Source organism: Bradyrhizobium sp. WSM1253 (genome assembly GCF_000244935.1).
Lineage (GTDB): Bacteria > Pseudomonadota > Alphaproteobacteria > Rhizobiales > Xanthobacteraceae > Bradyrhizobium > Bradyrhizobium canariense.
Map to the genome: position 1 here is coordinate 1548127 of NZ_JH600073.1, position 22544 is coordinate 1570670.

Sequence of the window (22544 nt, forward strand, 5' to 3'; positions counted from 1 at the left end):
GACGGCCAAATGAAGACAGACGCGCGCAACACCAAAGTGATGAGCCGCTTCGACGTTACCTCGCGCCTGATCGCGAAACTCGAGCACGAGGAAGCCGTGATCGGCGGCATCGGCAACACCAATTTCGACCTCTGGGCCGCCGGCCACCGTCCGCAGAATTTCTACATGCTCGGCAGCATGGGCCTCGCCTTCCCGATCGCGCTGGGCGTGGCGCTGGCGCAACCGGACCGGCGCGTCTTTGCGCTCGAAGGCGATGGTTCGCTCCTGATGCAGCTCGGCGCGCTCTCGACGATCGCGGCGTTGAAGCCGAAGAATCTCGTCATGATCGTGATGGACAACGGCATCTACCAGATCACCGGCGCGCAGCCGACACCGGCCGCGAACGTAGCTGACATCGTCGCCATCGCGACCGGCTCCGGGCTTGCCAACAGCGCCTGGGCCGCGGACGAGGAGGATTTCGAGCGTCTGGTTGAGGAAGCCATGTCGGCTGGCGAGCCCAGCCTGATCGCCGTTCGTATCGATGACAAGCCCGGCGTCGGCGCCACCCGACGCGATCCCGTACAAATCCGGGAACGCTTCATGCACGGCCTGGGCGTGCGCGAGCCGCTTTAACGTTTCGTCATTAACTACACGGCGATCTGATCCCGGCGCCTCGGCAAGCTGCTGCAATCCGTGCTAAGCGGTGCGGATGTCCATTTTGGTTCGCTCCTCTGCCTGGCTGCTTGCCGCCGCCGTCGCCTTTGCAACCCTCGGTCCGCCCGGCCTGCGGCCCCATTCCGACCTTGGCCAGGACGGCGAGCATGCCCTTGCCTTCGTCCTGGTGGGACTAGCCTTCGGCTTCGCCTATCCGCGCCGCCGCCTGTCGGCGACAGCCATCGCCGTGGTGCTGATCGGCCTGCTCGAACTGATGCAATTCTGGGCACCGGGACGACATCCGCGGCTGGAGGACTTTCTGGTCGATGCCGGCACCACCTGCATCGGCTTCGCGCTGGCGGCCATCGCCGATTGGGCCATGATGCGGTTTCGCGCAAATTCGGCCCTCTCGAGTCAAGGCCCCGCGGAGTGACGCTCCGCAGGGCCCGTCTCTTCAAAGCTCACGCTCTGATCGATCAGTCGATGATCTTGACGACGCGGCGCGTGCGCGGCTCCACGATCACGCGGCGATCGTTCACGACCGCATAGCGATATTCGGTGTAGTTCGGCACGGGCCGCAGCACCACGGTCGGCGGCAGCGGCTCGCCGACCACGACGCGCTCGTGGACCACGACCGAATCATCACGCGGAATTCCGCCGAGGATCGCATTCGGGATTTCCAGACCAGCGCCGACCGCCGCCCCGACGGTACCACCGACCATCGCTCCGACCGGGCCGCCGATGTCGCCGCCCGCGCGTGCGCCGTTCCTGGCGCCCTCTTCGGTCGTCGACTGAGCAAAGGCCGCACTCGACGCCAGCAGCGACGCGGCAGCCAACGAAATCGCAAGACGGGTTTTCATGTGCTTATGTCTCCAGTGATTGTTGTGCGCCTTCAACCGCGGGGCCGGATCATTGTTCCGGTTCCCCGCCCGATCTAGACGGCACCAAAACCGGAGACTGTTACCCGGTAACAGTTCAGGCCGCCGCGATCTCGTGGCCCGCCATCAGTTCCAGCGCGCGCACCATCGCCGAGTGATCCCAGTCCTTGCCGCCATGCGCGGCGCAGGACGAGAATAGTTGCTGCGCCACTGCCGTGCTCGGCAGCGACAGGCCGAGCGCGCGGGCGCCTTCAAGCGCGAGGTTGAGATCCTTCTGGTGCAGCTCGATGCGGAAGCCGGGATCGAAATTGCGCTTCACCATGCGCTCGCCATGCACTTCGAGAATCCGGGACGACGCAAAGCCGCCCATCAGGGCCTGCCGCACCAGCGCCGGATCCGCACCGGCTTTCGACGCGAACAGTAGCGCTTCGCTGACCGCCTCGATCGTCAACGCGACGATGATCTGGTTGGCGACCTTCGTCGTCTGGCCGTCGCCATTGGCGCCGACGCGGGTGACGTTCTTTCCCATCCGGTCGAAGATCGGCTTCATGGTGTTGAAGGCGCGCTCGGGGCCACCGACCATGATGGTGAGGCTTGCCGCCTTGGCACCGACCTCCCCGCCTGACACCGGTGCATCGAGATAATCCGCGCCGAGCGCCTCGATCTTCTTCGCAAATTCCTTGGTCGCCAGCGGCGAGATCGAGCTCATGTCGACCACGATCTTGCCCTTGGAAACGCCGCCCGCGACGCCGTCCTTGCCGAACAGCACGGCCTCCACATGCGGGGTATCCGGCACCATGATGATGACCGCATCCGCCTCCTCCGCGACCTCCTTGCTTGACTTGCAGTCAACGCCGCCGGCCGCGATCAGCTCGGGTGCGACCGGCCCGACATCGTGCAGGAGAACGCGATGGCCTGCGGCCAGAAGATGACCGGCCATCGGCCGTCCCATGGTGCCAAGTCCGATAAAGCCGATGTCGATCATGTCTACGGTTTCCTCAGGTCTCGAAAGTCTGCGCGGCGTGCCAGGACAGGCCTTCCAGCGTCGTAGTGCGCGGCTTGTATTCGCAACCGATCCAGCCGCGATAGCCGATCGCGTCGAGATGGCGGAACAGGAAGGGAAAGTTGATCTCGCCGGTGCCGGGCTCGTGACGACCTGGATTGTCGGCGAGCTGGATGTGCGCGATCTGCGGCAGATATTCCTGCATGGTACGGGCGAGATCGCCCTCCATGATCTGCATGTGATAGATGTCGTATTGGACAAACAGATTGTTTGAGCGCACCTCGGAGACCAGCTGCACGGCCTGCTCGGTGCCGTTGAGGAAGAAGCCGGGAATGTCGAGCGTGTTGATCGGCTCGACCAGAAGCTTGATGTTCTCGCGCGCCAGGGTCGAAGCTGCAAACCGCAGATTCCCGACCAGCGTTTCGTTGAGCTCACGCGGGTCGGCATCGACAGGCGCGATGCCGACGAGACAGTTGAGCTGCTCGCAATCGAGTGCCTTGGCATAGTCGATGGCGCGAAACACGCCGTCCCGGAACTCGCTGACACGATCCGGCAAGATCGCGATGCCGCGCTCGCCTGCCGCCCAATTGCCGGCCGGCAGATTGTGCAGCACCTGCGTCAGCCCATGGCGGTCGAGCTGCTCGCGCAAAAGCGCCTTGTCGAAATCATAGGGGAAGAGGTACTCGACCCCGGAAAAGCCCGCCGCTTTGGCCGCGGCGAAGCGGTCCACGAACGGCATTTCGTTGAAGAGCATGGTGAGGTTGGCGGCGAATTTCGGCATGATGCTGTTCCCTATTCCGCCGGCTGCAGCACGCCGGGCCGCGCGGTCGCGACGTCGTCGAGCGGCAGATCCAGCACCTCCTCGAATTCGACGATGTTGTCGATCTCGGTGCCCATCGCGATGTTGGTGACACGTTCGAGGATGAACTCGACCATCACGGGCACGCGATGCTTGGCCATCAATTCGCGCGCGGTCGCGAACGCCGCCTGCGAGTCTTTCGGGTCGGTGACGCGGATCGCCTTGCAGCCGAGGCCTTCGGCGACCGCAACATGGTCGACGCCATAGCCGCCGAGCTCGGGCGCGTTGATGTTCTCAAAGGAGAGCTGGACGTGATAGTCCATGTCGAAGCCACGCTGGGCCTGGCGGATCAGGCCGAGATAGGAGTTGTTCACGACGACGTGGATGTAGGGCAGATTGAATTGCGCCCCGACCGCGAGCTCTTCGATCAGGAACTGGAAGTCGTAGTCGCCGGAGAGCGCGACGATGTCGCGATCCGGACACGCCGCGCGCACGCCGAGCGCCGCGGGCAGCGTCCAGCCGAGCGGCCCGGCCTGCCCGGCATTGATCCAGTTGCGCGGCTTGTATACCCCCAGAAACTGCGCCCCGGCAATCTGCGACAGGCCAATCACGGAGACGTAGCAGGTGTCACGGCCAAAGGCCTTGGTCATCTCCTCGTAGACGCGCTGCGGCTTGATCGGAACGTTGTCGAAATGGCTCTTGCGCAACATCGTTTTCTTGCGGTCGCGGCAGGAAGCGGGCCACGCCTGGCGCTCGCGCAACCTGCCTGACCGGCGCCACTCCCTGGCGACGGTGACGAAAAGCTCAAGGGCGGCCTTGGCATCCGAGACGATGCCGAGGTCGGGGTTGAACACGCGCCCGATCTGGGTCGGCTCGATGTCGACATGCACGAAGGTGCGGCCCTTGGTGTAGGTCTCGACCGAGCCGGTGTGGCGGTTGGCCCAGCGGTTGCCGATGCCCAGCACGAAATCGGATTCGAGCATGGTGGCATTGCCGTAACGGTGGCTGGTCTGAAGACCGACCATGCCGGCCATCAGCACGTGGTCATCGGGGATGGCCCCCCACCCCATCAGCGTCGGCACGACCGGCACGTTGGCGATCTCGGCGAATTCCACCAGCAAATCCGAGGCGTCGGCATTGATCACGCCGCCGCCCGCGACGATCAGCGGCCGTTCGGCCGCGTTGAGCATCTCCAGCGCCTTCTCCACCTGCTTGCGCGTCGCGGTGGGCTTGTAGACCGGCAGCGGCTCATAGGTCTCGTCGTCGAACTCGATCTCGGCGAGCTGCACGTCGAGCGGCATGTCGATCAGGACCGGGCCAGGCCTTCCCGAGCGCATGATGTGAAAGGCCTGGCTGAACACGCGAGGCACCAGCCCGGGCTCGCGCACGGTCACCGCCCATTTGGTCACGGGCTTTGCGATCGATTCGATGTCGACGGCCTGGAAATCCTCCTTGTAGAGCCGCGCCCGCGGCGCCTGGCCGGTGATGCAGAGGATCGGGATGGAATCGGCGATCGCCGAATAGAGCCCGGTGATCATGTCGGTGCCCGCCGGCCCCGAGGTTCCGATGCAGACGCCGATATTGCCCGCCTTGGCCCGCGTATAACCCTCGGCCATGTGCGAGGCCCCCTCGACATGGCGCGCCAGGATATGGCGGATCGAGCCGCGCTTCTTCAGCGCCGAGTAAAGCGGATTGATCGCGGCCCCGGGAACGCCGAAGGCAGTCGAGATGCCTTCCTTCTCCAGAATTCGCACGGCAGCATCGATGGCTCGCATCTTCGCCATATCGGACCTCGCTTGAGTTGCATTGGCTCGAGCGAGATCATCGGGCCCGCGAGGGCTTCACTCAACGAGATCGATTTTATTTTCCACGATGCGGCAGCCGCGAAAAAATCGCGGCGGCTTCAGTCGGTTAGGTCGAGACTCGCGTGAAAGCGCTCACTCGAACAGCGGCGCCAGCTCCATCTGCGGCACCAGCACGAGGCCCTTGTCGGTGATGCGAATTTCCGGAATGACCGATAGAGGAATCAAATTGAAGCCCATGTAGGGGATGGTGCAGCCGGCTTCCGCCCATTCCTTCTTCAGCACCTTGACCTCTTCCGCCACTTCGGTAACGCGCTTGTCGGACAGCAGACCGGCGATCGGCAGCGGCACCAGCGCCCTCACCTTGCCCTCGGCGACGAGGCAGACGGCGCCCTGTTGCTCCTTGATGGCGGCCACCGCGACCTGCATGTCGGCCTCGTTGGTACCGGCAACGATGATGTTGTGGCTGTCGTGCCCGACGCTGGAGGCGACCGCGCCGCGCTTCAGGCCAAAGTCCTTCAAGAGGCCATAGGCGACATTGCCGGCCGATTTGCCGTGGCGCTCGACCACCGTGACGAAGCACAGGCTGTAGCGCGCGAACAATTCCGGCCAATCCTTGGCCGGCTCGATCTCGATCTTCTCATGGATCAGCGTGATGCCGGGCAACGCGGTCTTGATGGCGTTGACGGTGCAGGCCTTCGCCGGCAGCTCCGGCGTCAGCTTCAGCTTCTCCGGCAGCTTCACAGTCGCGTAGGCCGCCTTCGGGTATTGATATCGCTGCGACAATGCCTGATCGAGCCGCGGCGTGATCTTGCGGTTCTCGACCACCAGCTCGCCGCCATACCAAGTGCATTGCGGCTTCAGATTGTGGTCCATCAGCACCAGATCGGCGCGGCGCCCCCCGCCGAGCCCGCCGATATCGCTGTCCATGTTGAAGCGCGTCGCGCCATGCAGCGAGCCCATCGACCAGGCCTGCTCGGGCGACATTCCCGCCTTCACCGCCTCCCGCACCACCCAGTCGAGACCGAACAGCAGGAGATCATCGGCGTCGCGATCGTCGGTGCACGCGGCCGTGCGCTTGTGCGAAGCGCCGAGCTCGGTGATAGTGCGGATCGCCTGCGGCAGCGAGTGCCACGGTGTGGTCGGCGGTCCCCCGCGCAGGAAGACCCAGACCCCGGCATCGAGCAAATCGTCGGCGATGTCGCGGTCGATCGCCTCATGGGTATCCGTGACGCCGGATGCCGCATAAGCCGCAACGAATTCGCGGCCATAGACATGGCCGGACACCGGCCGTCCACGCTTCAGGGCGGCGGCGAGGATGGCGTGGCTGCGCTCATCGCCCATGGTCACGGGCACGAAATCCATCTTCTCGCCGAGCCCGACAGCCTCCGGCCAGCGGTCGAACAGGCCGGCGATCTTGTCCGGCGTGAGGTCGCCGCCCGCAGTCTCCAGTGCGGCCGAAGTCGCGGGCACCGTGCTCGGCACTGTCAAGAAGATCGACAGCGGCGCCTCGCGCGCGTCCTCCAGCATCGCCTCGACGCCGGCGACGTCCATGACGTTGCCGATCTCGTGGCTGTCGCAGAAGATCGTGGTGGTGCCGTTGAGCAGGGCGGCCTCGGCATAGGCGCAGGCCGTCACCATCGAGGATTCAATGTGGATGTGCGGATCAACCAGGCCCGGCGCGATAATGCCGCCCGCGGCATCGTAGGTCGTGACGCCGCTCCAGGCCTTCTTGGCTATTCCAGCCGGCTTCACCGCCGCGATGCGGCCGCCGGTGATCCAGACCTCACGTCCCTGATGGATGCGCTCCGAATAGGTCGAAAGCACCCGCGCGCCGGTGACGACGAGATCCGGCGCGACCCGCGCCGCGGCCACATCGGCGAGACGCCGGGTCATCGAATGCAACGGTGCGACGGCGAAGCGGGTAAGTCTGGTCATCGGGACCCTCGCGTGGCGTTACGGTCCCGCGATGGTTACGCCCTGCGCCAGACCGGGCAAGCGCAAATATAACGGCACGCCCTGCTTACGCTTTAGGCGGCGAAGCGCCTGCCGCCCCTGACCTCGCGGGCCTGCGCGAGTTCCGTCGTCTCGGGGCCGCTGCGGCAGTGGGCTTGACCCGAATCCGCATTGACCTCCCGTTCTGCTCGTCGATCTCGAAGGAATTGGTCTTGCGCACGAGGTCGCTCAGCTTGCGGAAGCCGAACGTTCTCGGATCGAAATCGGACGCGAGATTGGCAAGTTGGCGGCCGACTTCCCCGAGCGTGACCCAGCCGTCCTCGCTCTCCATCTGGGTGATGACCTTCTTGATGATGGGGGTCGCGGCATCGAGCGGCTGAAGCGATTTCGATCTCGAAGCGGCGTCCTGGGTGTGCGCCGGCGCGGCAAGCAGGTTCTCCGTGTAGACGAACCTTCGGCAGGCCTGCCGGAAGCTCTCCGGCGTCTTCTGTTCGCCGAACCCAAAGACATCGATGCCCTGCTCCCGGATCCGGGCGGCCAGACGGGTAAAATCGCTATCCGACGACACCAGGCAAAAGCCGTCGAACCGGCCGCTGTGAAGCAGGTCCATCGCGTCGATGACCAGGGTGATGTCGGAGGCATTCTTTCCGGTCGTATAGGCAAACTGTTGCTGCGGGATGATGGCGTGTTTGGAAAGGATGTCGGCCCAGCCCCTGGACCTGGCATTGGAGAAGTCGCCGTAGATGCGGCGAACGCTGGCCTCGCCGATCTTGGCAATCTCCTCGAACAGTCCATCGGCAATCTTTGCCGAAGCGTTGTCGGCATCGATCAGGACAGCGAGACGGGGCGAACGGAGCTCTGACGGCATGACTTTTCCTAAAAAGGAGGCGACAACGGTGCGTGGATATACCGATGTCGGGGCAGCTGCCGCCAGAGCTGATTTCTTCAACGGGCCACGACGGACCGCGAACCGGGGTCAGGCTGGCTTCGCGACCGGGGTCACACCCCCGAGCGCGGCCGTCAGTTCCGCCGCAACCTCGCGCACCACACGGCCGATCTCCGGCAGCCGCGCATCGGTGACCCTGCTGGTCAAGCCGGAAACGGAGATCGCCGCCAACGGCTCGGCAAGCGCGTTGTAGACCACGGCGGCAACGCAGCGCAGGCCGATCTCGGCTTCCTCGTCGTCGATCGCAAAACCCTGCTTGCGGATGGTCGCGAGCTCCTTGAACAGGTCGCTTGGTCGCACGATCGATTTCTCGGTCAGGCGTGGCATGCCGTGATGGCGGATGACGGCACCGACGTCCTCGTCGGAATAGGTCGCGAGCACCGCCTTGCCGACGCCCGACGTTACCATCGGAACGCGGCCGCCGACCTTGGTCAGCGAACGCATGATTTCACGGCTCTCCATGCGGGTCAGCACGATGATGAACTCGTCGTCGACCACGGCGAGATTGGCGGTCTCGCGGGTGAGATCACGCAGCTTGCGCAAATAGGGAATAGCCTGGGCGCTGAAATTGCGCCGCCGGGCAAAGCTCGCGCCCACCGTGAAGCTGCGCACGCCGACATGCCATTTGGATTCGGCGCGGTCGAACTGCACGAAGCGGCGGCTTTCCAGCGTCGCCAGCAGGCGGTGTACGGTCGAGGCCGAGAGCCCGGTGCGAACGGCGAGATCGCTGAGGCGATAGCCTTCGTCGTCTTCGGACAATGTTTCGAGAATCGACAGCGCGCGATCAACGGATTGCACGCCGCCGTCGCGCGCGTCGTGGTCAGGCTCCGATGACGATCGGGGCTCGATCGATTTGCGTCGGATCACGTTCTTGCTCATCGCGACCTGCATTGCCAATCAGACAAGACGCGAGCCGCCTGCCCTCCCTCGCCCCGTTCTAACGGGGAGAGGGTCGGGGTGAGGGGCTATCTCCGCGAATACGGTGAGAGACGGACTTGTGGAGAGTGCCCCTCACCCGGAATTTGCTGTGCAAATTCCGGCCTCTCCCCGCAGGCGGGGAGAGGCGAAGGCAGCCTCAGAGCAGCCCTGCTCCGCGCGCCCATTTGTACTTGGCGCCGAGGACTTCGACCGGCAGCTCGGTCGAATACGCATAGGCCGGGATGCCGTTCTGGTAGAGATATTCGGCGGCCTCCTCGACCTCGACGTCGCCGGCGAGCGAGGCGACGATCGGCTTCACGAAGCCCTTGGCCTCCATCTCCTTCTTCACCTCGACCATGTTGCGGGCGAACACCATCGGCGGCGTGACGATGGTGTGCCAGTAGCCGAGGATCAGCGAATGAATGCGCTCGTCCGTCAGGCCGAGCTTCACCGTGTTGACGTAGGTGATCGGCGGCTCGCCGCCGGTGATGTCCACGGGATTTCCGGCCGCGCCAAACGGCGGGATGAACTTGCGGAAGGCAGCATCGAGATCTGCCGGCATCGACATCAGCGACAGGCCGTTGTCGACGCAGGAGTCCGACAGCAGCACGCCCGACCCGCCGGCACCGGTGATGATCAGCACGTTCTCGCCCTTCGGCGTCGGCAGCACCGGCACGCCGCGGGCGAATTCGAGCAGTTGCCGCAAGCTACGGGCGCGGATCACGCCGGACTGCGCGAGGACGTCCTCGTAGATCTTGTCGTTGCCGGCGAGCGCGCCGGTGTGCGACGAGGCCGCCTTCGCGCCGGCCGAGGTGCGGCCGGCCTTGAGCACGATGACCGGTTTTTTCTTGGAGACGCGCTTTGCCGCTTCCGCAAAGGCGCGGCCGTCCTTGAGGTCTTCGCAGTGCTGCGCGATCAGGTTGGTGTTCGGATCCTGCTCGAAGAAGGCGAGCAGATCGTCCTCGTCGATATCGGACTTGTTGCCGAGGCCGACGATCGCGGACACGCCCATCTTGGCCGAACGCGAGAAGCCGATGATGGCCATGCCGATGCCGCCCGACTGCGAGGACAGCGCCGCGTGGCCCTTGACGTCATAGGCGGTGCAGAAGGTCGCGCAGAGATTGGCAGGCGTATAATAGAAGCCGTAGATGTTCGGGCCCATCAGGCGGATGTCGTACTTCTTGCCGACTTCGACGATCTCGGCCTGCAGCTCCGGCGCGCCGGCTTCCGCGAAACCGGACGGGATCAAGACCGCGCCGGGAATTTTCTTCTCGCCGCATTCGGTGAGCGCCGCGGCGACGAACTTCGCGGGAATGGCGAACACTGCGGTGTCGATCACGCCGGGCACGTCCTTGACGCTCTTATAGGCCTTGTAGCCGAGGATCTCGGCGGCCTTGGGATGAATCGGGTAGATGTCGCCCTTGTAGCCGCCGTTGATGAGGTTCTTCATCACGGAATTGCCGATCTTGCCGTCTTCGGCCGAAGCGCCGACCACGGCAACCGCCTTCGGCTGCATGATGCGGCTCATGGCCGCGACGATCTCTTCGGTCGGGCGCGGCTTCGGCTTGGGCACGTAAGCGAAGTCGACGACGATGCGGACGTCGGCCGCGATCGCGTCCTTGGCCGTCGCGAACACCGGGTTGAGATCGAGCTCGACGATCTCGGGGAAATCGGTGACGAGCTGCGAGACCTTGACGATGACATCCGCAAGCGCGGTGCGGTTCACCGGCTCGCCGCCGCGAACGCCCTTCAAAATCTCATGCGCCTGGATGCCGTCGAGCATCGACAGCGCGTCTTGTTTGGTCGCGGGCGCGAGGCGGAAGGTGATGTCCTTCAGGACTTCGACCAGCACGCCGCCGAGGCCGAAGGCAACCAGCTTGCCGAACGAGGCATCGGTGATCGACCCGACGATCACTTCGGTGCCGCCGGCCAGCATCTGCTGCACCTGGACGCCCTCGATCTTGGCGTCGGACTTGTACTTCCTGGCGTTGGACAGGATCGTCTCGTAGGCCTTCTCGGCGTCTTCGGCCGTCTTGAGGCCGACGATGACGCCGCCGGCTTCGGTCTTGTGGAGAATGTCCGGCGAGACGATCTTCATCACCACCGGAAAGCCCATCGAGGCGGCCATTTTGCCGGCCTCGCCGGCCGATTTCGCCACACCCTCCTTCGGCACTGGAATGCCGTAGGCGTCGCAGACCAGCTTGCCTTCCGGCGCGGTCAGGCTGGTGCGCTTGTCCGCCTTGACCTGGTCAAGCACCTTGCGGACGGCATCTTTGGAATTGGACATGTGGCTCTCCCTTGACCTTGGTTCTTGCGTTCTCAAAGCGCGCGCGTGTTGCGGCTGCCCGTGATGCTTTCCATTCGCCGCGCTCTGTTCCATGTCGCGGAACGGAGTGGCATAAAGCCGAGATTACTCCGCCGGCTTGGATCAAAAATGGCTGGCGATGGCATTTGGTATGCCAGAAGCCAACTTGTCAAGCTGCAGCGCACCTTAGAACGCTGCAAAAAATAGGCAGCTTGACATTCTGGTATTTGGTATGCCAAAAACTTTCCCGTTAATAATCCTGTAAAAGACGACTCCCACTGGAGGAGATTCGTCGTGTCACTGCGGAAACCAACCAAGGCGTTGCCGAACATGGCCGAGGCAGATATCGCAATCGTTCGTATTGCCCCGGAGTCGAGCTTCAAGAACAAGGCGTATGACGCCTTGAAGGAAGCCATCCTCAAGATGGACATCTACTCGACACCCGAGCCGGTGATGCTCGACGAGCGGGCGTTGTCCGAGCGCCTGGGTGTGAGCCGCACGCCGATCCGCGAAGCCATCGCGATGCTCGAGCAGGACGGCTTCGTGAAGACGGTCCCGCGCCGCGGCATCATGGTGGTGCGGAGGACCAAGAGCGAGATCGTCGACATGATCCGCGCCTGGGCGGCGCTGGAGAGCATGGCGGCCCGCCTCATCACCGCCACAGCGCGAAAGAAAGACATCACGGCGCTGCGCGACTACTTCAAGGATTTTGGTAAAGACCGCCTGCCCGAGGATCACGTCGAGGAATATTCGCGCGCCAACATCGCCTTCCACCAGGCGCTGATCTCGCTGTCGGAATCACCGGTGCTGGTCGATCTCACCAACGACTTGCTGCTGCACGTGCGTGGCTATCGGCAACTGACCATCGGACGCAAGGACCGTACCGCGACGTCGCTCCCCGAGCATCTCGGCATGATCGAAGCCTTGGAGGCGCGCGATACCGAGCTCGCCGAGAAGCGCGCCCGCGATCACACCCTTGGCCTTGCCGCTTACGTCGAAGCGCATGGTCAGGAACTCTTCTAGCCAGCAACGTTCACCAGAAGGGCGAGGCATCGCCCCTAAAGCCTGAAACGGCATCTTGAGACCAGGGAGACAAGGCCCATGCTGAATACCGCGACCAAGTCCGAAGCACCGGGCACCGAGCAGGAATTGACGGATGGCTTTCATCTCGTCATCGACGCGCTCAAGCTGAACGGCATCAACACCATCTACAATGTGCCGGGCATCCCGATCACGGATTTGGGCCGCATGGCCCAGGCGGCCGGTATTCGCATGATCTCGTTCCGCCACGAGCAGAACGCCGGCTATGCGGCGGGCATCGCCGGCTACCTCACCAAGAAGCCCGGCATCTGCCTCACCGTCTCCGCTCCCGGCTTCCTCAACGGTCTCACCGCGCTCGCGCACGCCACCACCAACTGCTACCCGATGATCCTGATCTCAGGCTCCTCCGAGCGCGAGATCGTCGACCTCCAGCAGGGCGACTACGAAGAAATGGACCAGCTGGCGATCGCCAAGCCGCTGTGCAAGGCAGCCTATCGCGTGCTGCACGCCCAGGACATCGGCATCGGTCTTGCCCGTGCCATCCGTGCCGCCGTCTCCGGCCGTCCGGGCGGCGTCTATCTCGACCTGCCGGCAAAGCTGTTCGGCCAGGTGATGAACGCCGATGCCGGCCGGAAGTCGCTGGTCAAGGTGATCGACGCGGCTCCCGCGCAGATCCCCTCGCCCGCTTCGATCAAGCGCGCGCTTGATGTTTTGAAGAGCGCAAAACGTCCGCTCATCATCCTCGGCAAGGGCGCGGCCTACGCGCAGGCCGACGAGGAGATCAAGACCTTCGTCGAGAAGAGCGGCATTCCCTTCCTGCCGATGAGCATGGCCAAGGGCCTCCTCTCCGACACGCATCCGCAGTGCGCAGGCGCCGCCCGTTCGACGGTGCTGAAGGAATCCGACGTCGTGCTGCTGATCGGCGCCCGACTGAACTGGCTGCTCTCGCACGGTAAGGGCAAGAACTGGGGCGAAGCGCCCAAGAAGTTCATCCAGGTCGACATCGAACCGCGCGAGATGGACTCCAACGTCGAGATCGTCGCGCCCGTCGTCGGCGACATCGGCTCGGTCGTTTCCGCCTTCAACCAGGCGATGGCGTCGGGCTGGACCGCGCCGCCGGTCGAATGGACCAAGGCGATTTCGACCAAGCGCGAAGAGAACGTCGCCAAGATGGCGCCGAAGCTCATGAACAACAAATCGCCGATGGACTATCACGGCGCGCTCGGCGTGCTGAAGAACGTCATCAAGGATCATCCCGAGGCGATCCTCGTCAACGAGGGCGCCAACACGCTCGACCTCGCCCGCGGCGTCATCGACATGTATCGCCCACGCAAGCGTCTCGACGTCGGCACCTGGGGCGTGATGGGCATCGGCATGGGCCAGGCGATCGCGGCTACGCTCGAGACCGGCCATCCCGTGCTCGCGGTGGAAGGCGACTCGGCCTTCGGCTTCTCCGGCATGGAAGTGGAGACCATCTGCCGCTACAATTTGCCGATCTGCGTCGTCATCTTCAACAATGACGGCATCTATCGCGGCACCGACGTCAACGGCGCCAATGCCGATCCGGCGACGACGGTGTTCGTCAAGGGCGCCCGCTACGACAAGATGATGGAAGCCTTCGGCGGTGTCGGCGTCAACGCCACCTCGCCGGACGAGCTCAAGCGCGCCGTCAACGAAGCCATGGCCTCGGGCAAGCCGACGCTCATCAACGCCGTGATCGATCCGGCCGCCGGTTCCGAGAGCGGCCGCATCGGCAACCTCAATCCGCAGAGCGTTCTGCAGAAGAAGAAGTAACCAGCCGCCGGGTCATTCCCCGCGCAGGCGGGGAATCCAGTAATCGCCAGATCATCCTTGAGGCGAGCACTGAGGCCCAACTGAACCTTCAGCGAATAATGGATGCCCGCCTTCGCGGGCATGACGGAAACAGAAGAGTAACAGGAGCAACACGATGACAAAAGCGCTCGAGGGCGTTCGCATTCTCGACTTCACCCACGTCCAGTCCGGGCCGACCTGCACGCAGTTGCTCGCTTGGTTCGGCGCCGACGTGATCAAGGTAGAGCGCCCGGGCGTGGGTGACATCACCCGCGGCCAGCTGCAGGACATCCCGAACGTGGACAGCCTGTATTTCACCATGCTCAACCACAACAAGCGCTCGATCACGCTCGACACCAAGAACCCCAAGGGCAAGGAAGTCCTCACCGAGCTCATCAAGAAGTGCGACGTGCTGGTCGAGAACTTCGGCCCCGGCGTGCTCGACCGCATGGGCTTCCCCTGGGAGAAGATCCAGGCGATCAACCCGAAGATGATCGTCGCCTCGATCAAGGGCTTTGGCCCCGGACCGTACGAAGACTGCAAGGTTTATGAGAACGTCGCACAGTGCACCGGCGGCGCCGCCTCCACCACCGGCTTCCGCGACGGCCTGCCGCTGGTCACCGGCGCGCAGATCGGCGACAGCGGCACCGGTCTGCATCTGGCGCTCGGCATCGTCACCGCACTCTATCACCGCACCCATTCCGGCAAGGGCCAGAAGGTGACGGCTGCGATGCAAGACGGCGTGCTCAACCTCGCGCGCGTCAAGCTGCGCGACCAGCAGCGCCTCGCCCACGGCCCGCTCAAGGAATACAGCCAGTTCGGCGAAGGCATTCCGTTCGGCGATGCCGTGCCGCGTGCCGGCAACGATTCCGGCGGCGGCCAGCCCGGCCGCATCCTGAAGTGCAAGGGCTGGGAGACCGATCCCAACGCCTACATCTACTTCATCACCCAGGCCCCGGTCTGGGAGAAGATCTGCGACGTGATCGGTGAGCCCTCCTGGAAGACCGATCCGAACTACGCCAAGCCGGCCGTCCGCCTGCCGCGCCTGAACGAGATCTTCGGCCGCATCGAACAGTGGACGATGACGAAGACGAAGTTCGAGGCGATGGAAATCCTCAACAAGGACGACATCCCCTGCGGCCCGATCCTGTCGATGAAGGAGATCGCCGAGGACCAGTCGCTGCGCGCGACCGGCACCGTGGTTGAGGTCGACCACCCCACCCGCGGCAAGTACATCTCGGTCGGCAACCCGATCAAGCTGTCGGACTCCCCCAGCGATGTGGAGCGCTCCCCGCTGCTCGGCGAGCACACCGACGAGATCCTGCGCACCGTGCTTGGCTTCTCGGACCATCAGGTCGCCGATATCCACAAGTCCGGCGCGCTCGATCCGCCGCAAAAGCAGGCCGCCGAGTAAGCGGGCTCATCTCACGACGCGAAAGGCCGCCGGCTTCGGCGGCCTTTTTGTTGACGCGGAAGGGGCTGCATCGCACGATCGGCACGCTTGCCGCGCCGCGAAGGCTGGATTAAAGATTGGTTCGCGAGGAACAGACGCGGCGGCCGGCCGTTGCTCCCTCGACCGGCGTGCTCCCGGGAATGAGAGCATGCCCGGAAATGCCAGCATGCCATCTCCACAGCGAGTGCAGCACGCCTCGCAAAGACCCTGCCCCACGCTGAAGAACTGGTCGCCTTCGCTTCCGAGGATGGCAAGTCGGCCTTTCAGTTCGGGCACGGGTGGCGTCGCGTCCGGCACTCGCCAGGACCACGCTCTTTGATCAAATTGAGGGCTTAAATGTCGAAAGATCAATCCTCTGATCGCGCCAAGCGTGAAGCCAACAAGGCGTTCAAGCCTGCGACAACGCAGAAGCCGATCAATGATTATGCGAAGGACCAGAACTCCTTCAACGAGAATCGCGAACGGCTGAAAGCGGAGCGATTGGCCCGCGAAGCGAAGCCGGGAAGCCGTTCCGAATAAGCGCGGACGGTACCAGGCTCCGACGGCGAATTCCGCTGAAGCGGGGGCGCCGAAATCCGCCTGATCTACAGCATCGAGAGCACGACGATTCCGTCTTCAACTGCCCCGGAAGCGAGCTGCGCCCGCGCCATGCGCTCTAACTCGGTCCGGTTCTTGCGAAGATAACTGAAAGCCTGCTTCTGCGTCAGGAACGTCGTCGCAAGACGGCACATCTGTCGTCCTGCGCCAAGCGCGAGAAAGAAGGTGATGGTGCCACCGCCATCCGACTTGATTCTAGGCACGATCCGCACTCTTTGGCATGTGATCGGCCCTCTCCGAATTGTCGTCGCCGCAATGGAAGGCAGCTATGGCGTCACCTTCTTCTTGCGTTTCGTCGGGGTGGCCGCGGGCAACGATGCCTGAAGGGCGGCGTCTGCCGCTTCCTTGGCTTCGCGCAGCTCTCGAAGCCGCGCCATGTTCTTGCGAACATCGACGGCTTGCTTTCCAACATCCACCATCGCCCGAGCGCCTTCCTCAGCGGCCAAACGCTGACGGTTAGTACGCGCGATGCTTTCGGGTGACGGTTCGGCCGGTCTCTTGGCGCTCATTATTCACCCTGCTCTGCAACGGACAAAAACCCGCTCAATCCTGGGATCGAGCGGGTGGCATGGCCGTTTCAGTACATCCGTGAAACGGCACCAAGGCTTTAGGCCAGCGAGAGATTCTCAGCGCTGACCTTGCCCCGCATCTTGTCGGTCTTGAGCTCGAAGTTGACCTTTTGGCCTTCAGCGAGACCTGCAAGACCAGCCCGCTCGACCGCGCTGATGTGAACGAACACATCGTTGCCGCCGTCGTTCGGCTGAATGAATCCAAAGCCCTTCTGGCCGTTAAACCACTTCACAGTACCTGTCGTCATTTTCTTCTCCAAAGCGCATACGCGCAGGTTCCGCGTGATCGTCACGCAGAACAAATTCTATTCGTCGATGTCTATGGAAAAGGAGCCCGCGGGCGCATTCAACAAGGCACAGCGGCTGAACGAACAGCCTCAACGTATACCTCATCCTCACCATTTGCAAGGCTTGACCGAATTTAACGCCTCGGGAGCCCGGCTAGGGACATGACGCCACGCTGCCGAGCACTCATCGTCCGGCGCCAACTGCTCTGGGAGGGCTGCCGAGCGCCACATGCGTCGGCTCCGCCGCACGGAGTCCAGATCGCGTCCCATGAAGCTTTCGTAGCGGCTCTGATTTTCTCGGCGACGATCTGCAACCCAAACCCGATCACGGTTTGCAATATCCGAATTCAGAGTATTTTGAGGGCGCTCGACGCGTTCTCCAATTCAGAACGCATGTATCGCAATAATGCATTTTTACAAAACGAGGGGGTAACCTAGGCTTGATCGATGCCAAGCCGTACGGCGCGCAATGGAGCGCGACGACGGAGGGACCGATACCGACCGATGCGGCTATTTTTTACTCAGACGTCGCCATACGCCCGCAAGGTAAGGGTCGCCATTCATGAGCTCGGGTTGAGGCTTGCCGACTGGTTTGAACGCGCGCGCGTTCGCTCATCCATGATCGCGATACGGCCATGCTGAGTTTCGAACCCGGAACGGTCTTCAGCAGTCGTCACCTCGCCGACATTTTCAGCACCGCCCCGATGCGCACAATTTTCGGTGAGCGCAATTCGCTTGAGTCCATGCTTCTGGTCGAGGTCGCGCTGGCGAAGGTTCAAGCGCAGCTCGGTGTGATTCCTGCCGAGGCTGCTGCTGCGATCGCCTCCGCTGCACGTGCTGAACTACTCGACCTCGACGAATTGGCGGCGGGAACTTTGCGCGCTGGTTTGCCGGTCGTGAATCTGGTCGAGCAGTTGATCCGACTCACCGGCAACCCCCATGGCGAATTCGTCCATTGGGGCGCCACGAGTCAGGACATCATGGACACCGCGCTCGTGGTGCAGATCCGCGACGCGCTCGAGCTCATCCACCGCGATCTGGAGCGCCTGATATCGACGCTTGCGGATCTGGCGCGTACCCACCGCGATACGCCCATGGTCGGCAGGACGAAACTTCAACACGCGATTCCGATCACCTTCGGATTCAAGGTTTCCGTCTGGCTGTCGGGCCTGCTGCGCCACAGGCAACGTCTCGCCGAACTCAAACCAAGAGTCCTCCAGGTCCAGTTCGGCGGTGCGGTCGGCACTTTCGCATCACTCGGCGACAATGGCGGCAGCGTCCGCGCTGCGTTGGCCAGCGAACTCGAACTCGGCGAACCTCTGGTGGCATGGCACGCCGCGCGCGATAGTTTGGCCGAGACGGTTTGCCTGCTTGGGCTGATCTCCGCGACCTTGAGCAAGATCGCGACCGATGTCGTGTTGATGGCGCAGACTGAGGTCGGCGAAGTGCTGGAGCCAGGCGGCCAGGGCCACGGCGCCTCCAGCACCATGCCGCACAAGCGCAACCCAATCATCTGTGAGCAGATTCTCAGCACCGGACTGTCGTTGCGCCGGCTCGCGAGCGCCATGCTCGACGCTTCGGTCCACGACCATGAACGGGCGACGGGACCGTGGCAGGCCGAATGGTCGCTGCTGCCGGAAGCATTCGTACTGGTCTCCCGGGCCTTGGACAACGCTGTTCGCCTCTGCGGCGGACTGGTCGTCAGACCCGATGCGATGCAGGCCAATCTCGGGCGGACACAGGGTCTCATCGCCGCCGAGGCCGTCATGATGGCGCTGGCTCTACACGTCGGGCGCCATCATGCGCACGAGATGGTGAGCGCGGCATGCACGCACGCGATCGCTTCGGGCCTGACATTGGCCCAGAGCCTTTCGCGCGATCCGGCCGTGACGGCCCACATCGCCCTGCATGAGATCGAGGCGGCTGCGGACCCGGCTCGATACATCGGCCTGTCCGCCCGTGAGGTCGATCGTGTCCTCGCGGCCTGTGCCGATCGACCGGCCAGTGCTGCGCAAGACGACGCCCCTGATGCGGAGTGAGGCCATATGATTCTGAAACGCAAGCATACGGCCCTCCTCGCAGCTGCGATGCTGTCAATGTTGAATGCGGCACATGCCGAGTCGCCCTTCCCATCACGGCCGATCACGTTGATCGTCCCGTTCGCGGCTGGCGGCCCGAATGACGTGATGAGCCGGATCGTGTCCGAACACATGTCGCGAAAACTCGGGCAGCCGATCATTGTCGAGAACATCGCCGGGGCGGGCGGCACGACCGGCTCAGCGCGCGTCGCAAAAAGCGCGCCCGACGGTTATACGCTCGTCAGCGGTCACGTCGGGACGCATGCGGCATCGGTCGCGCTGTATCCGAATCTGCGTTACGACCCGCTGGTTGATTTCACGCCGATTGGCCTGGTCGCGGAAACGCCGATCCTCGTCGTCGCTCGCCGCGACCTTGGCGCGGACAGCATGGCGTCGTTCATCGCGATCGCCAAGGCGCGCGGCCCGGACCTCACCTTGGCCCATGCGGGTGTCGGTTCGATCAGCCACATCAGCTGTCTGCTGTTCACCTCCGTGATCGGATTCAAGCCGGTCGAGGTGCCATATCGGGGATCAGCACTGGCGATGACCGACCTGATCGCCGGCCGCAGCGACTTCAGTTGTGGATTGTTGGGCGACGTTCTTCCCTTCCTGGGTGACAACAATCTGCGTTTCCTGACCGTTTCGGCCGCAGCGCGGGTTCCGCAATTGCCGGAGACACCGACGGCCAGGGAAGCAGGGCTTCCACAGTTTGTCGCATCGAGCTGGTTCGCGTTCTACCTGCCGAAAGGCGCGCCTGACGCCATTCGCGACCGGTTCTCGGATGCGCTTTGCGCAGCGCTCGACGATGACGGCGTGCGGAGACGGCTCGAACTGGTAGGCTTGATCCTGCCACCGCCGGACCAGCGAGGCCCCGAACCGCTCAAGCGACGGATGACCGAAGAGATCGCGCGCTGGCAGGACATCGTCAAAACCGCGCAGATTCGACTCGATCAATAAGTGCGACCGATGCAGTCGAGCGCGTGATCGCCGGCCAGCTTTCGCCGTCGGCGCATCAGCCGCAGGCGGGCGGAACAATCCGACGATCCCCGGCTACAATCTCGCATTCACCATGACGCCGCACGACGTGGCGGCAGTCTGCCAATCATCCATCAAAAAAATCGAGACGCCCTGTCGGATCGGCGGTATCTGATCCGTCATCTAGACATGAATGGGCAATAGACGCTGACGTCGAGCCCGGCGATTCATGAGGAAGATGATCATGCCCAGCACTGTCCGCCTGCACCGCGTTTTGACGACCAGCCCGGAGAAAGTCTATCGCGCCTTCCTGGAGGCGGATGCGCTGGCGAAATGGCTTCCGCCGAACGGCTTCACCTGCACGGTCCATCATTTCGAGCCGAAGGTCGGGGGTACGTTCAAGATGTCGTTCCGTAACTTCACGACGGGCAACAGCCACGCCTTCGGCGGCGAATATCTCGAGCTCGTTCCCGGCGAACGTCTCCGCTACACCGACAGGTTCGACGACCCCAATCTGCCCGGCGAAATCCAGGTCACCGTGATCCTGAAGAAGGTATCCGTCGGCACTGAGCTGGATATCACGCAGGCCGGCATCCCCGACGTCATTCCGCCGGAGGCTTGTTATCTCGGCTGGCAGGAATCGCTGCGCAATCTGGCGAAGCTCGTCGAGCCTGAGATCAAGCAATAGCGTCTGAGGTAGAGCGAGCGCCTCGTCCTTCGAGACGACCGCTCCGCGGTCTCCTCAAGATGAGGCTAGCGGCAACAGCGCTCGTCGAGACTGCGGCCACATACTCCGACCTCATCCTGAGGGCCCGCCAAAGGCGGGCGTCTCGAAGGATGGGCCGCCGAAACGGTCGCCAAGTGCGATGGCCAGCTCACGACGGGAACCAGCGATCGAGTGTCATCTCAGCGAGCCTCGCCCCTGCCTTCGGCGCAATCCCGCCGCTTGCGGTCCAGCGGTCGGGGTCCGGGCTGTGTCCGATCAAAGCAAGGCCGTAGGCGATCGACTCGAACTGATCGCCCGACATCAGCCGTTCGTTGCCGAACCGCTCGGCGAACAGTTTTCGAACGGCCGGCACGAAGGACGTGCCGCCGGTCAGAAACACCTTTTCGATCTCGCGCGCGGTGATGCCGGCTTCGCCAAGCACCTTGTCGACGGTGGCCCCGAGCCTCGCGATATCGTCGGCAATCCAGGCTTCGAAATTCTTCCGCGTGATGGTCGAGCCAATGTCGACCCCGCCGCCTTTGAAGCGGAACTCCACCTGATCCTGCGCCGACAGCGCGACCTTGGCGTCGGATACCGCGCGGTACAACGAAAAGCCGAGGTCGAGATCGACGATGGTGATGAAATCCTCGAGCAGAGCCGGCTTCACCGCGGTGCGCGCAAGCTCCCGGAGTTCGCGCAGGTCGCCGTTGCTCTTCATCATCGCAAGCTGATGCCAGCGCGCGAGATTGGTGTAGTGGCCGGTGGGGATCGGCAGCACCTTGTCGAACGAGCGGAAGCTCGAGCCCTTGCCCAGCCGCGGCGAGACGACGTGATCGACGATGCGGTAATCGAACGTGTCGCCCGCAATCCCGATGCCGGCATGGCCGAGCGGCTCGGCGCGCAAGGCGCCGCCGGCACGCGAGAACCGCATCACGGAGAAATCGCTGGTACCGCCCCCGAAATCCGCAACCAGCACGGTCGCATCCCGCTCCAGGCGGCGAGCGAAGGAGAACGCTGCGCCCACGGGTTCGTAGACATAGCGCGCGTGGCCGGCGCCAAGGCGCTCGAACGCGGCCCGGTAGCGCTGCATCGCGAGCGCCTCGTCAGGATTGCCGCCGGCGAAGCGGACGGGGCGACCGACCGTGATGGTGGACGTCTCGAAGCCGAATTTATCGCCGCCATGGCGCGCCAGCGTCCGCAGGAACGCCGCCAAAATGTCCTCGAACTTGTAGCGCTGCCGGAACACCTGGGTGGTGTTGAAGCTGGAGCTCGCGGCGAAGGTCTTGAACGACTGGAGGAAGCGGTAGACATGCCGCCCTTCCAGGAACTGCTCGATCGCCCACGGGCCGCCTTCGGCCTGGGCGCCGGCTCCCGGCCGGTCCTCCCAGAAACACAGCGCCGATACGAAGACACTGTGGCGCTGTCCGCCATGGTCGAAGCGGATGGCCTCGACCCGGCGGTCGTCCGCCGCAAGGGCCACGACCGTGTTGCTGGTCCCAAAATCGATGCCGATCGAGACGGCGGGCGAGGCGCTCGACATGAACCACTCTGACAGATGATTGGAAGGGGGCAGACCACTAGCGGCTTCGTGTGCCGCTGCCAAGGCTCCGTTTTTGGACATCGACGGTCAAATGGTTCAGTTTCGGCGGGGTTTGGGCATATCCCCGCTCAAATCGGCCCATTTAACGGATTATTATGCTGCAATGCGAAGAGCTAAATGCTGCTATGCAATGGCATGTATAGACATTGGCATCTGGTATACATAGATTGCCCTTCGAAATGAGAC

Annotated in this window: 21 protein-coding genes; 9 read left to right on the forward strand and 12 right to left on the reverse strand. The window is 63.5% G+C overall.

From position 1 onward, the window contains the following. Positions 1-9: 9 nt before the first annotated feature. Positions 10-612: a thiamine pyrophosphate-dependent enzyme gene (locus BRA1253DRAFT_RS09130; RefSeq protein WP_007593294.1), complete on the forward strand. Its 603-nt coding sequence runs from the start codon at positions 10-12 to the stop codon at positions 610-612. A 76-nt stretch (positions 613-688) separates the two neighbouring features. After that, positions 689-1066, forward strand: coding sequence for an antibiotic resistance protein VanZ (locus BRA1253DRAFT_RS09135; RefSeq protein ID WP_007593295.1), 378 nt, complete (start codon positions 689-691; stop codon positions 1064-1066). 43 nt (positions 1067-1109) lie between these two features. On the opposite strand, the gene BRA1253DRAFT_RS09140 is transcribed toward BRA1253DRAFT_RS09135, so the two are convergent. The 8 genes from BRA1253DRAFT_RS09140 to BRA1253DRAFT_RS09175 all read right to left on the reverse strand — a co-directional run bounded on the left by BRA1253DRAFT_RS09140 (position 1110) and on the right by BRA1253DRAFT_RS09175 (position 11222). After that, positions 1110-1493, reverse strand: a complete 384-nt coding sequence (locus BRA1253DRAFT_RS09140; protein WP_007593296.1) for a DUF1236 domain-containing protein — start codon at positions 1491-1493, stop codon at positions 1110-1112. Between the two features lie 115 nt (positions 1494-1608). Then, positions 1609-2496 (reverse strand): 2-hydroxy-3-oxopropionate reductase, encoded by an 888-nt coding sequence (locus BRA1253DRAFT_RS09145; protein WP_007593297.1) that lies wholly within the window; start codon positions 2494-2496, stop codon positions 1609-1611. 13 nt (positions 2497-2509) lie between these two features. Next, positions 2510-3295, reverse strand: coding sequence for a hydroxypyruvate isomerase (gene hyi / locus BRA1253DRAFT_RS09150; protein WP_007593299.1), 786 nt, complete (start codon positions 3293-3295; stop codon positions 2510-2512). Between the two features lie 11 nt (positions 3296-3306). Then, entirely contained in the window at positions 3307-5097 is a 1791-nt protein-coding gene (gcl, locus tag BRA1253DRAFT_RS09155) for a glyoxylate carboligase (RefSeq protein ID WP_007593300.1), read from the reverse strand. 153 nt (positions 5098-5250) lie between these two features. Further along, positions 5251-7053 (reverse strand): adenine deaminase, encoded by a 1803-nt coding sequence (locus tag BRA1253DRAFT_RS09160; protein WP_007593302.1) that lies wholly within the window; start codon positions 7051-7053, stop codon positions 5251-5253. Between the two features lie 85 nt (positions 7054-7138). Continuing rightward, positions 7139-7939: an NYN domain-containing protein gene (locus BRA1253DRAFT_RS09165; RefSeq protein WP_007593304.1), complete on the reverse strand. Its 801-nt coding sequence runs from the start codon at positions 7937-7939 to the stop codon at positions 7139-7141. A gap of 108 nt (positions 7940-8047) precedes the next feature. Beyond that, a complete protein-coding gene (locus tag BRA1253DRAFT_RS09170; RefSeq protein ID WP_007593306.1) occupies positions 8048-8896 on the reverse strand; it encodes an IclR family transcriptional regulator in 849 nt (282 codons plus the stop codon). A gap of 196 nt (positions 8897-9092) precedes the next feature. Beyond that, a complete protein-coding gene (locus BRA1253DRAFT_RS09175) occupies positions 9093-11222 on the reverse strand; it encodes an acetate--CoA ligase family protein (RefSeq protein ID WP_007593308.1) in 2130 nt (709 codons plus the stop codon). A gap of 348 nt (positions 11223-11570) precedes the next feature. Here BRA1253DRAFT_RS09175 and BRA1253DRAFT_RS09180 point away from each other — a divergent pair, with 348 nt between their 5' ends. The 4 genes from BRA1253DRAFT_RS09180 to BRA1253DRAFT_RS09195 all read left to right on the forward strand — a co-directional run bounded on the left by BRA1253DRAFT_RS09180 (position 11571) and on the right by BRA1253DRAFT_RS09195 (position 16065). Further along, on the forward strand, positions 11571-12263 hold the full coding sequence (locus tag BRA1253DRAFT_RS09180) for a GntR family transcriptional regulator (RefSeq protein WP_197031202.1): 693 nt from the start codon (positions 11571-11573) through the stop codon (positions 12261-12263). A gap of 78 nt (positions 12264-12341) precedes the next feature. Continuing rightward, positions 12342-14075, forward strand: coding sequence for an oxalyl-CoA decarboxylase (oxc, locus tag BRA1253DRAFT_RS09185; RefSeq protein WP_007593310.1), 1734 nt, complete (start codon positions 12342-12344; stop codon positions 14073-14075). A gap of 154 nt (positions 14076-14229) precedes the next feature. Continuing rightward, a complete protein-coding gene (gene frc, locus BRA1253DRAFT_RS09190) occupies positions 14230-15507 on the forward strand; it encodes a formyl-CoA transferase (RefSeq protein ID WP_007593311.1) in 1278 nt (425 codons plus the stop codon). Between the two features lie 375 nt (positions 15508-15882). Further along, a complete protein-coding gene (locus tag BRA1253DRAFT_RS09195) occupies positions 15883-16065 on the forward strand; it encodes a hypothetical protein (RefSeq protein ID WP_007593314.1) in 183 nt (60 codons plus the stop codon). Positions 16066-16130: 65 nt separating this feature from the next. Here BRA1253DRAFT_RS09195 and BRA1253DRAFT_RS09200 read toward each other — a convergent pair whose 3' ends face one another. The 3 genes from BRA1253DRAFT_RS09200 to BRA1253DRAFT_RS09210 form a co-directional block, all read right to left on the reverse strand. Continuing rightward, entirely contained in the window at positions 16131-16355 is a 225-nt protein-coding gene (locus tag BRA1253DRAFT_RS09200) for a hypothetical protein (protein ID WP_007593316.1), read from the reverse strand. Positions 16356-16409: 54 nt separating this feature from the next. Next, positions 16410-16652: a hypothetical protein gene (locus tag BRA1253DRAFT_RS09205; RefSeq protein WP_007593322.1), complete on the reverse strand. Its 243-nt coding sequence runs from the start codon at positions 16650-16652 to the stop codon at positions 16410-16412. 98 nt (positions 16653-16750) lie between these two features. Then, positions 16751-16960 carry a cold-shock protein gene (locus BRA1253DRAFT_RS09210; protein WP_007593324.1) on the reverse strand — a complete coding sequence of 70 codons (210 nt, stop codon included), beginning with the start codon at positions 16958-16960 and terminating at the stop codon, positions 16751-16753. 674 nt (positions 16961-17634) lie between these two features. On the opposite strand from BRA1253DRAFT_RS09210, the gene pcaB reads away from it, so the two are divergent. From pcaB to BRA1253DRAFT_RS09225, 3 genes are all read left to right on the forward strand, one after another. Then, positions 17635-19038 (forward strand): 3-carboxy-cis,cis-muconate cycloisomerase, encoded by a 1404-nt coding sequence (pcaB, locus tag BRA1253DRAFT_RS09215; RefSeq protein WP_007593326.1) that lies wholly within the window; start codon positions 17635-17637, stop codon positions 19036-19038. Positions 19039-19044: 6 nt separating this feature from the next. Further along, positions 19045-20034 carry a tripartite tricarboxylate transporter substrate binding protein gene (locus BRA1253DRAFT_RS09220; protein ID WP_007593328.1) on the forward strand — a complete coding sequence of 330 codons (990 nt, stop codon included), beginning with the start codon at positions 19045-19047 and terminating at the stop codon, positions 20032-20034. A 262-nt stretch (positions 20035-20296) separates the two neighbouring features. Continuing rightward, complete coding sequence (locus BRA1253DRAFT_RS09225; RefSeq protein ID WP_007593330.1) at positions 20297-20740, forward strand: SRPBCC family protein; 444 nt, start codon at positions 20297-20299, stop codon at positions 20738-20740. A gap of 187 nt (positions 20741-20927) precedes the next feature. Here BRA1253DRAFT_RS09225 and BRA1253DRAFT_RS09230 read toward each other — a convergent pair whose 3' ends face one another. Beyond that, on the reverse strand, positions 20928-22298 hold the full coding sequence (locus tag BRA1253DRAFT_RS09230; protein ID WP_007593331.1) for an Hsp70 family protein: 1371 nt from the start codon (positions 22296-22298) through the stop codon (positions 20928-20930). Positions 22299-22544: the final 246 nt, after the last annotated feature.

Coding starts and splice junctions, on each gene's coding strand:
- BRA1253DRAFT_RS09205 (WP_007593322.1), bottom strand. CDS start 16,652: ATGAGCGCCAAGAGACCGGCCGAACCGTCACCCGAAAGCATCGCGCGT.
- BRA1253DRAFT_RS09140 (WP_007593296.1), bottom strand. CDS start 1,493: ATGAAAACCCGTCTTGCGATTTCGTTGGCTGCCGCGTCGCTGCTGGCG.
- BRA1253DRAFT_RS09170 (WP_007593306.1), bottom strand. CDS start 8,896: ATGAGCAAGAACGTGATCCGACGCAAATCGATCGAGCCCCGATCGTCA.
- BRA1253DRAFT_RS09220 (WP_007593328.1), top strand. CDS start 19,045: ATGATTCTGAAACGCAAGCATACGGCCCTCCTCGCAGCTGCGATGCTG.
- oxc (WP_007593310.1), top strand. CDS start 12,342: ATGCTGAATACCGCGACCAAGTCCGAAGCACCGGGCACCGAGCAGGAA.
- gcl (WP_007593300.1), bottom strand. CDS start 5,097: ATGGCGAAGATGCGAGCCATCGATGCTGCCGTGCGAATTCTGGAGAAG.
- BRA1253DRAFT_RS09160 (WP_007593302.1), bottom strand. CDS start 7,053: ATGACCAGACTTACCCGCTTCGCCGTCGCACCGTTGCATTCGATGACC.
- BRA1253DRAFT_RS09175 (WP_007593308.1), bottom strand. CDS start 11,222: ATGTCCAATTCCAAAGATGCCGTCCGCAAGGTGCTTGACCAGGTCAAG.
- BRA1253DRAFT_RS09180 (WP_197031202.1), top strand. CDS start 11,571: ATGGCCGAGGCAGATATCGCAATCGTTCGTATTGCCCCGGAGTCGAGC.
- BRA1253DRAFT_RS09145 (WP_007593297.1), bottom strand. CDS start 2,496: ATGATCGACATCGGCTTTATCGGACTTGGCACCATGGGACGGCCGATG.
- BRA1253DRAFT_RS09225 (WP_007593330.1), top strand. CDS start 20,297: ATGCCCAGCACTGTCCGCCTGCACCGCGTTTTGACGACCAGCCCGGAG.
- frc (WP_007593311.1), top strand. CDS start 14,230: ATGACAAAAGCGCTCGAGGGCGTTCGCATTCTCGACTTCACCCACGTC.
- BRA1253DRAFT_RS09165 (WP_007593304.1), bottom strand. CDS start 7,939: ATGCCGTCAGAGCTCCGTTCGCCCCGTCTCGCTGTCCTGATCGATGCC.
- BRA1253DRAFT_RS09195 (WP_007593314.1), top strand. CDS start 15,883: ATGTCGAAAGATCAATCCTCTGATCGCGCCAAGCGTGAAGCCAACAAG.
- pcaB (WP_007593326.1), top strand. CDS start 17,635: ATGCTGAGTTTCGAACCCGGAACGGTCTTCAGCAGTCGTCACCTCGCC.
- hyi (WP_007593299.1), bottom strand. CDS start 3,295: ATGCCGAAATTCGCCGCCAACCTCACCATGCTCTTCAACGAAATGCCG.
- BRA1253DRAFT_RS09135 (WP_007593295.1), top strand. CDS start 689: ATGTCCATTTTGGTTCGCTCCTCTGCCTGGCTGCTTGCCGCCGCCGTC.
- BRA1253DRAFT_RS09230 (WP_007593331.1), bottom strand. CDS start 22,298: ATGTCGAGCGCCTCGCCCGCCGTCTCGATCGGCATCGATTTTGGGACC.
- BRA1253DRAFT_RS09210 (WP_007593324.1), bottom strand. CDS start 16,960: ATGACGACAGGTACTGTGAAGTGGTTTAACGGCCAGAAGGGCTTTGGA.
- BRA1253DRAFT_RS09130 (WP_007593294.1), top strand. CDS start 10: ATGAAGACAGACGCGCGCAACACCAAAGTGATGAGCCGCTTCGACGTT.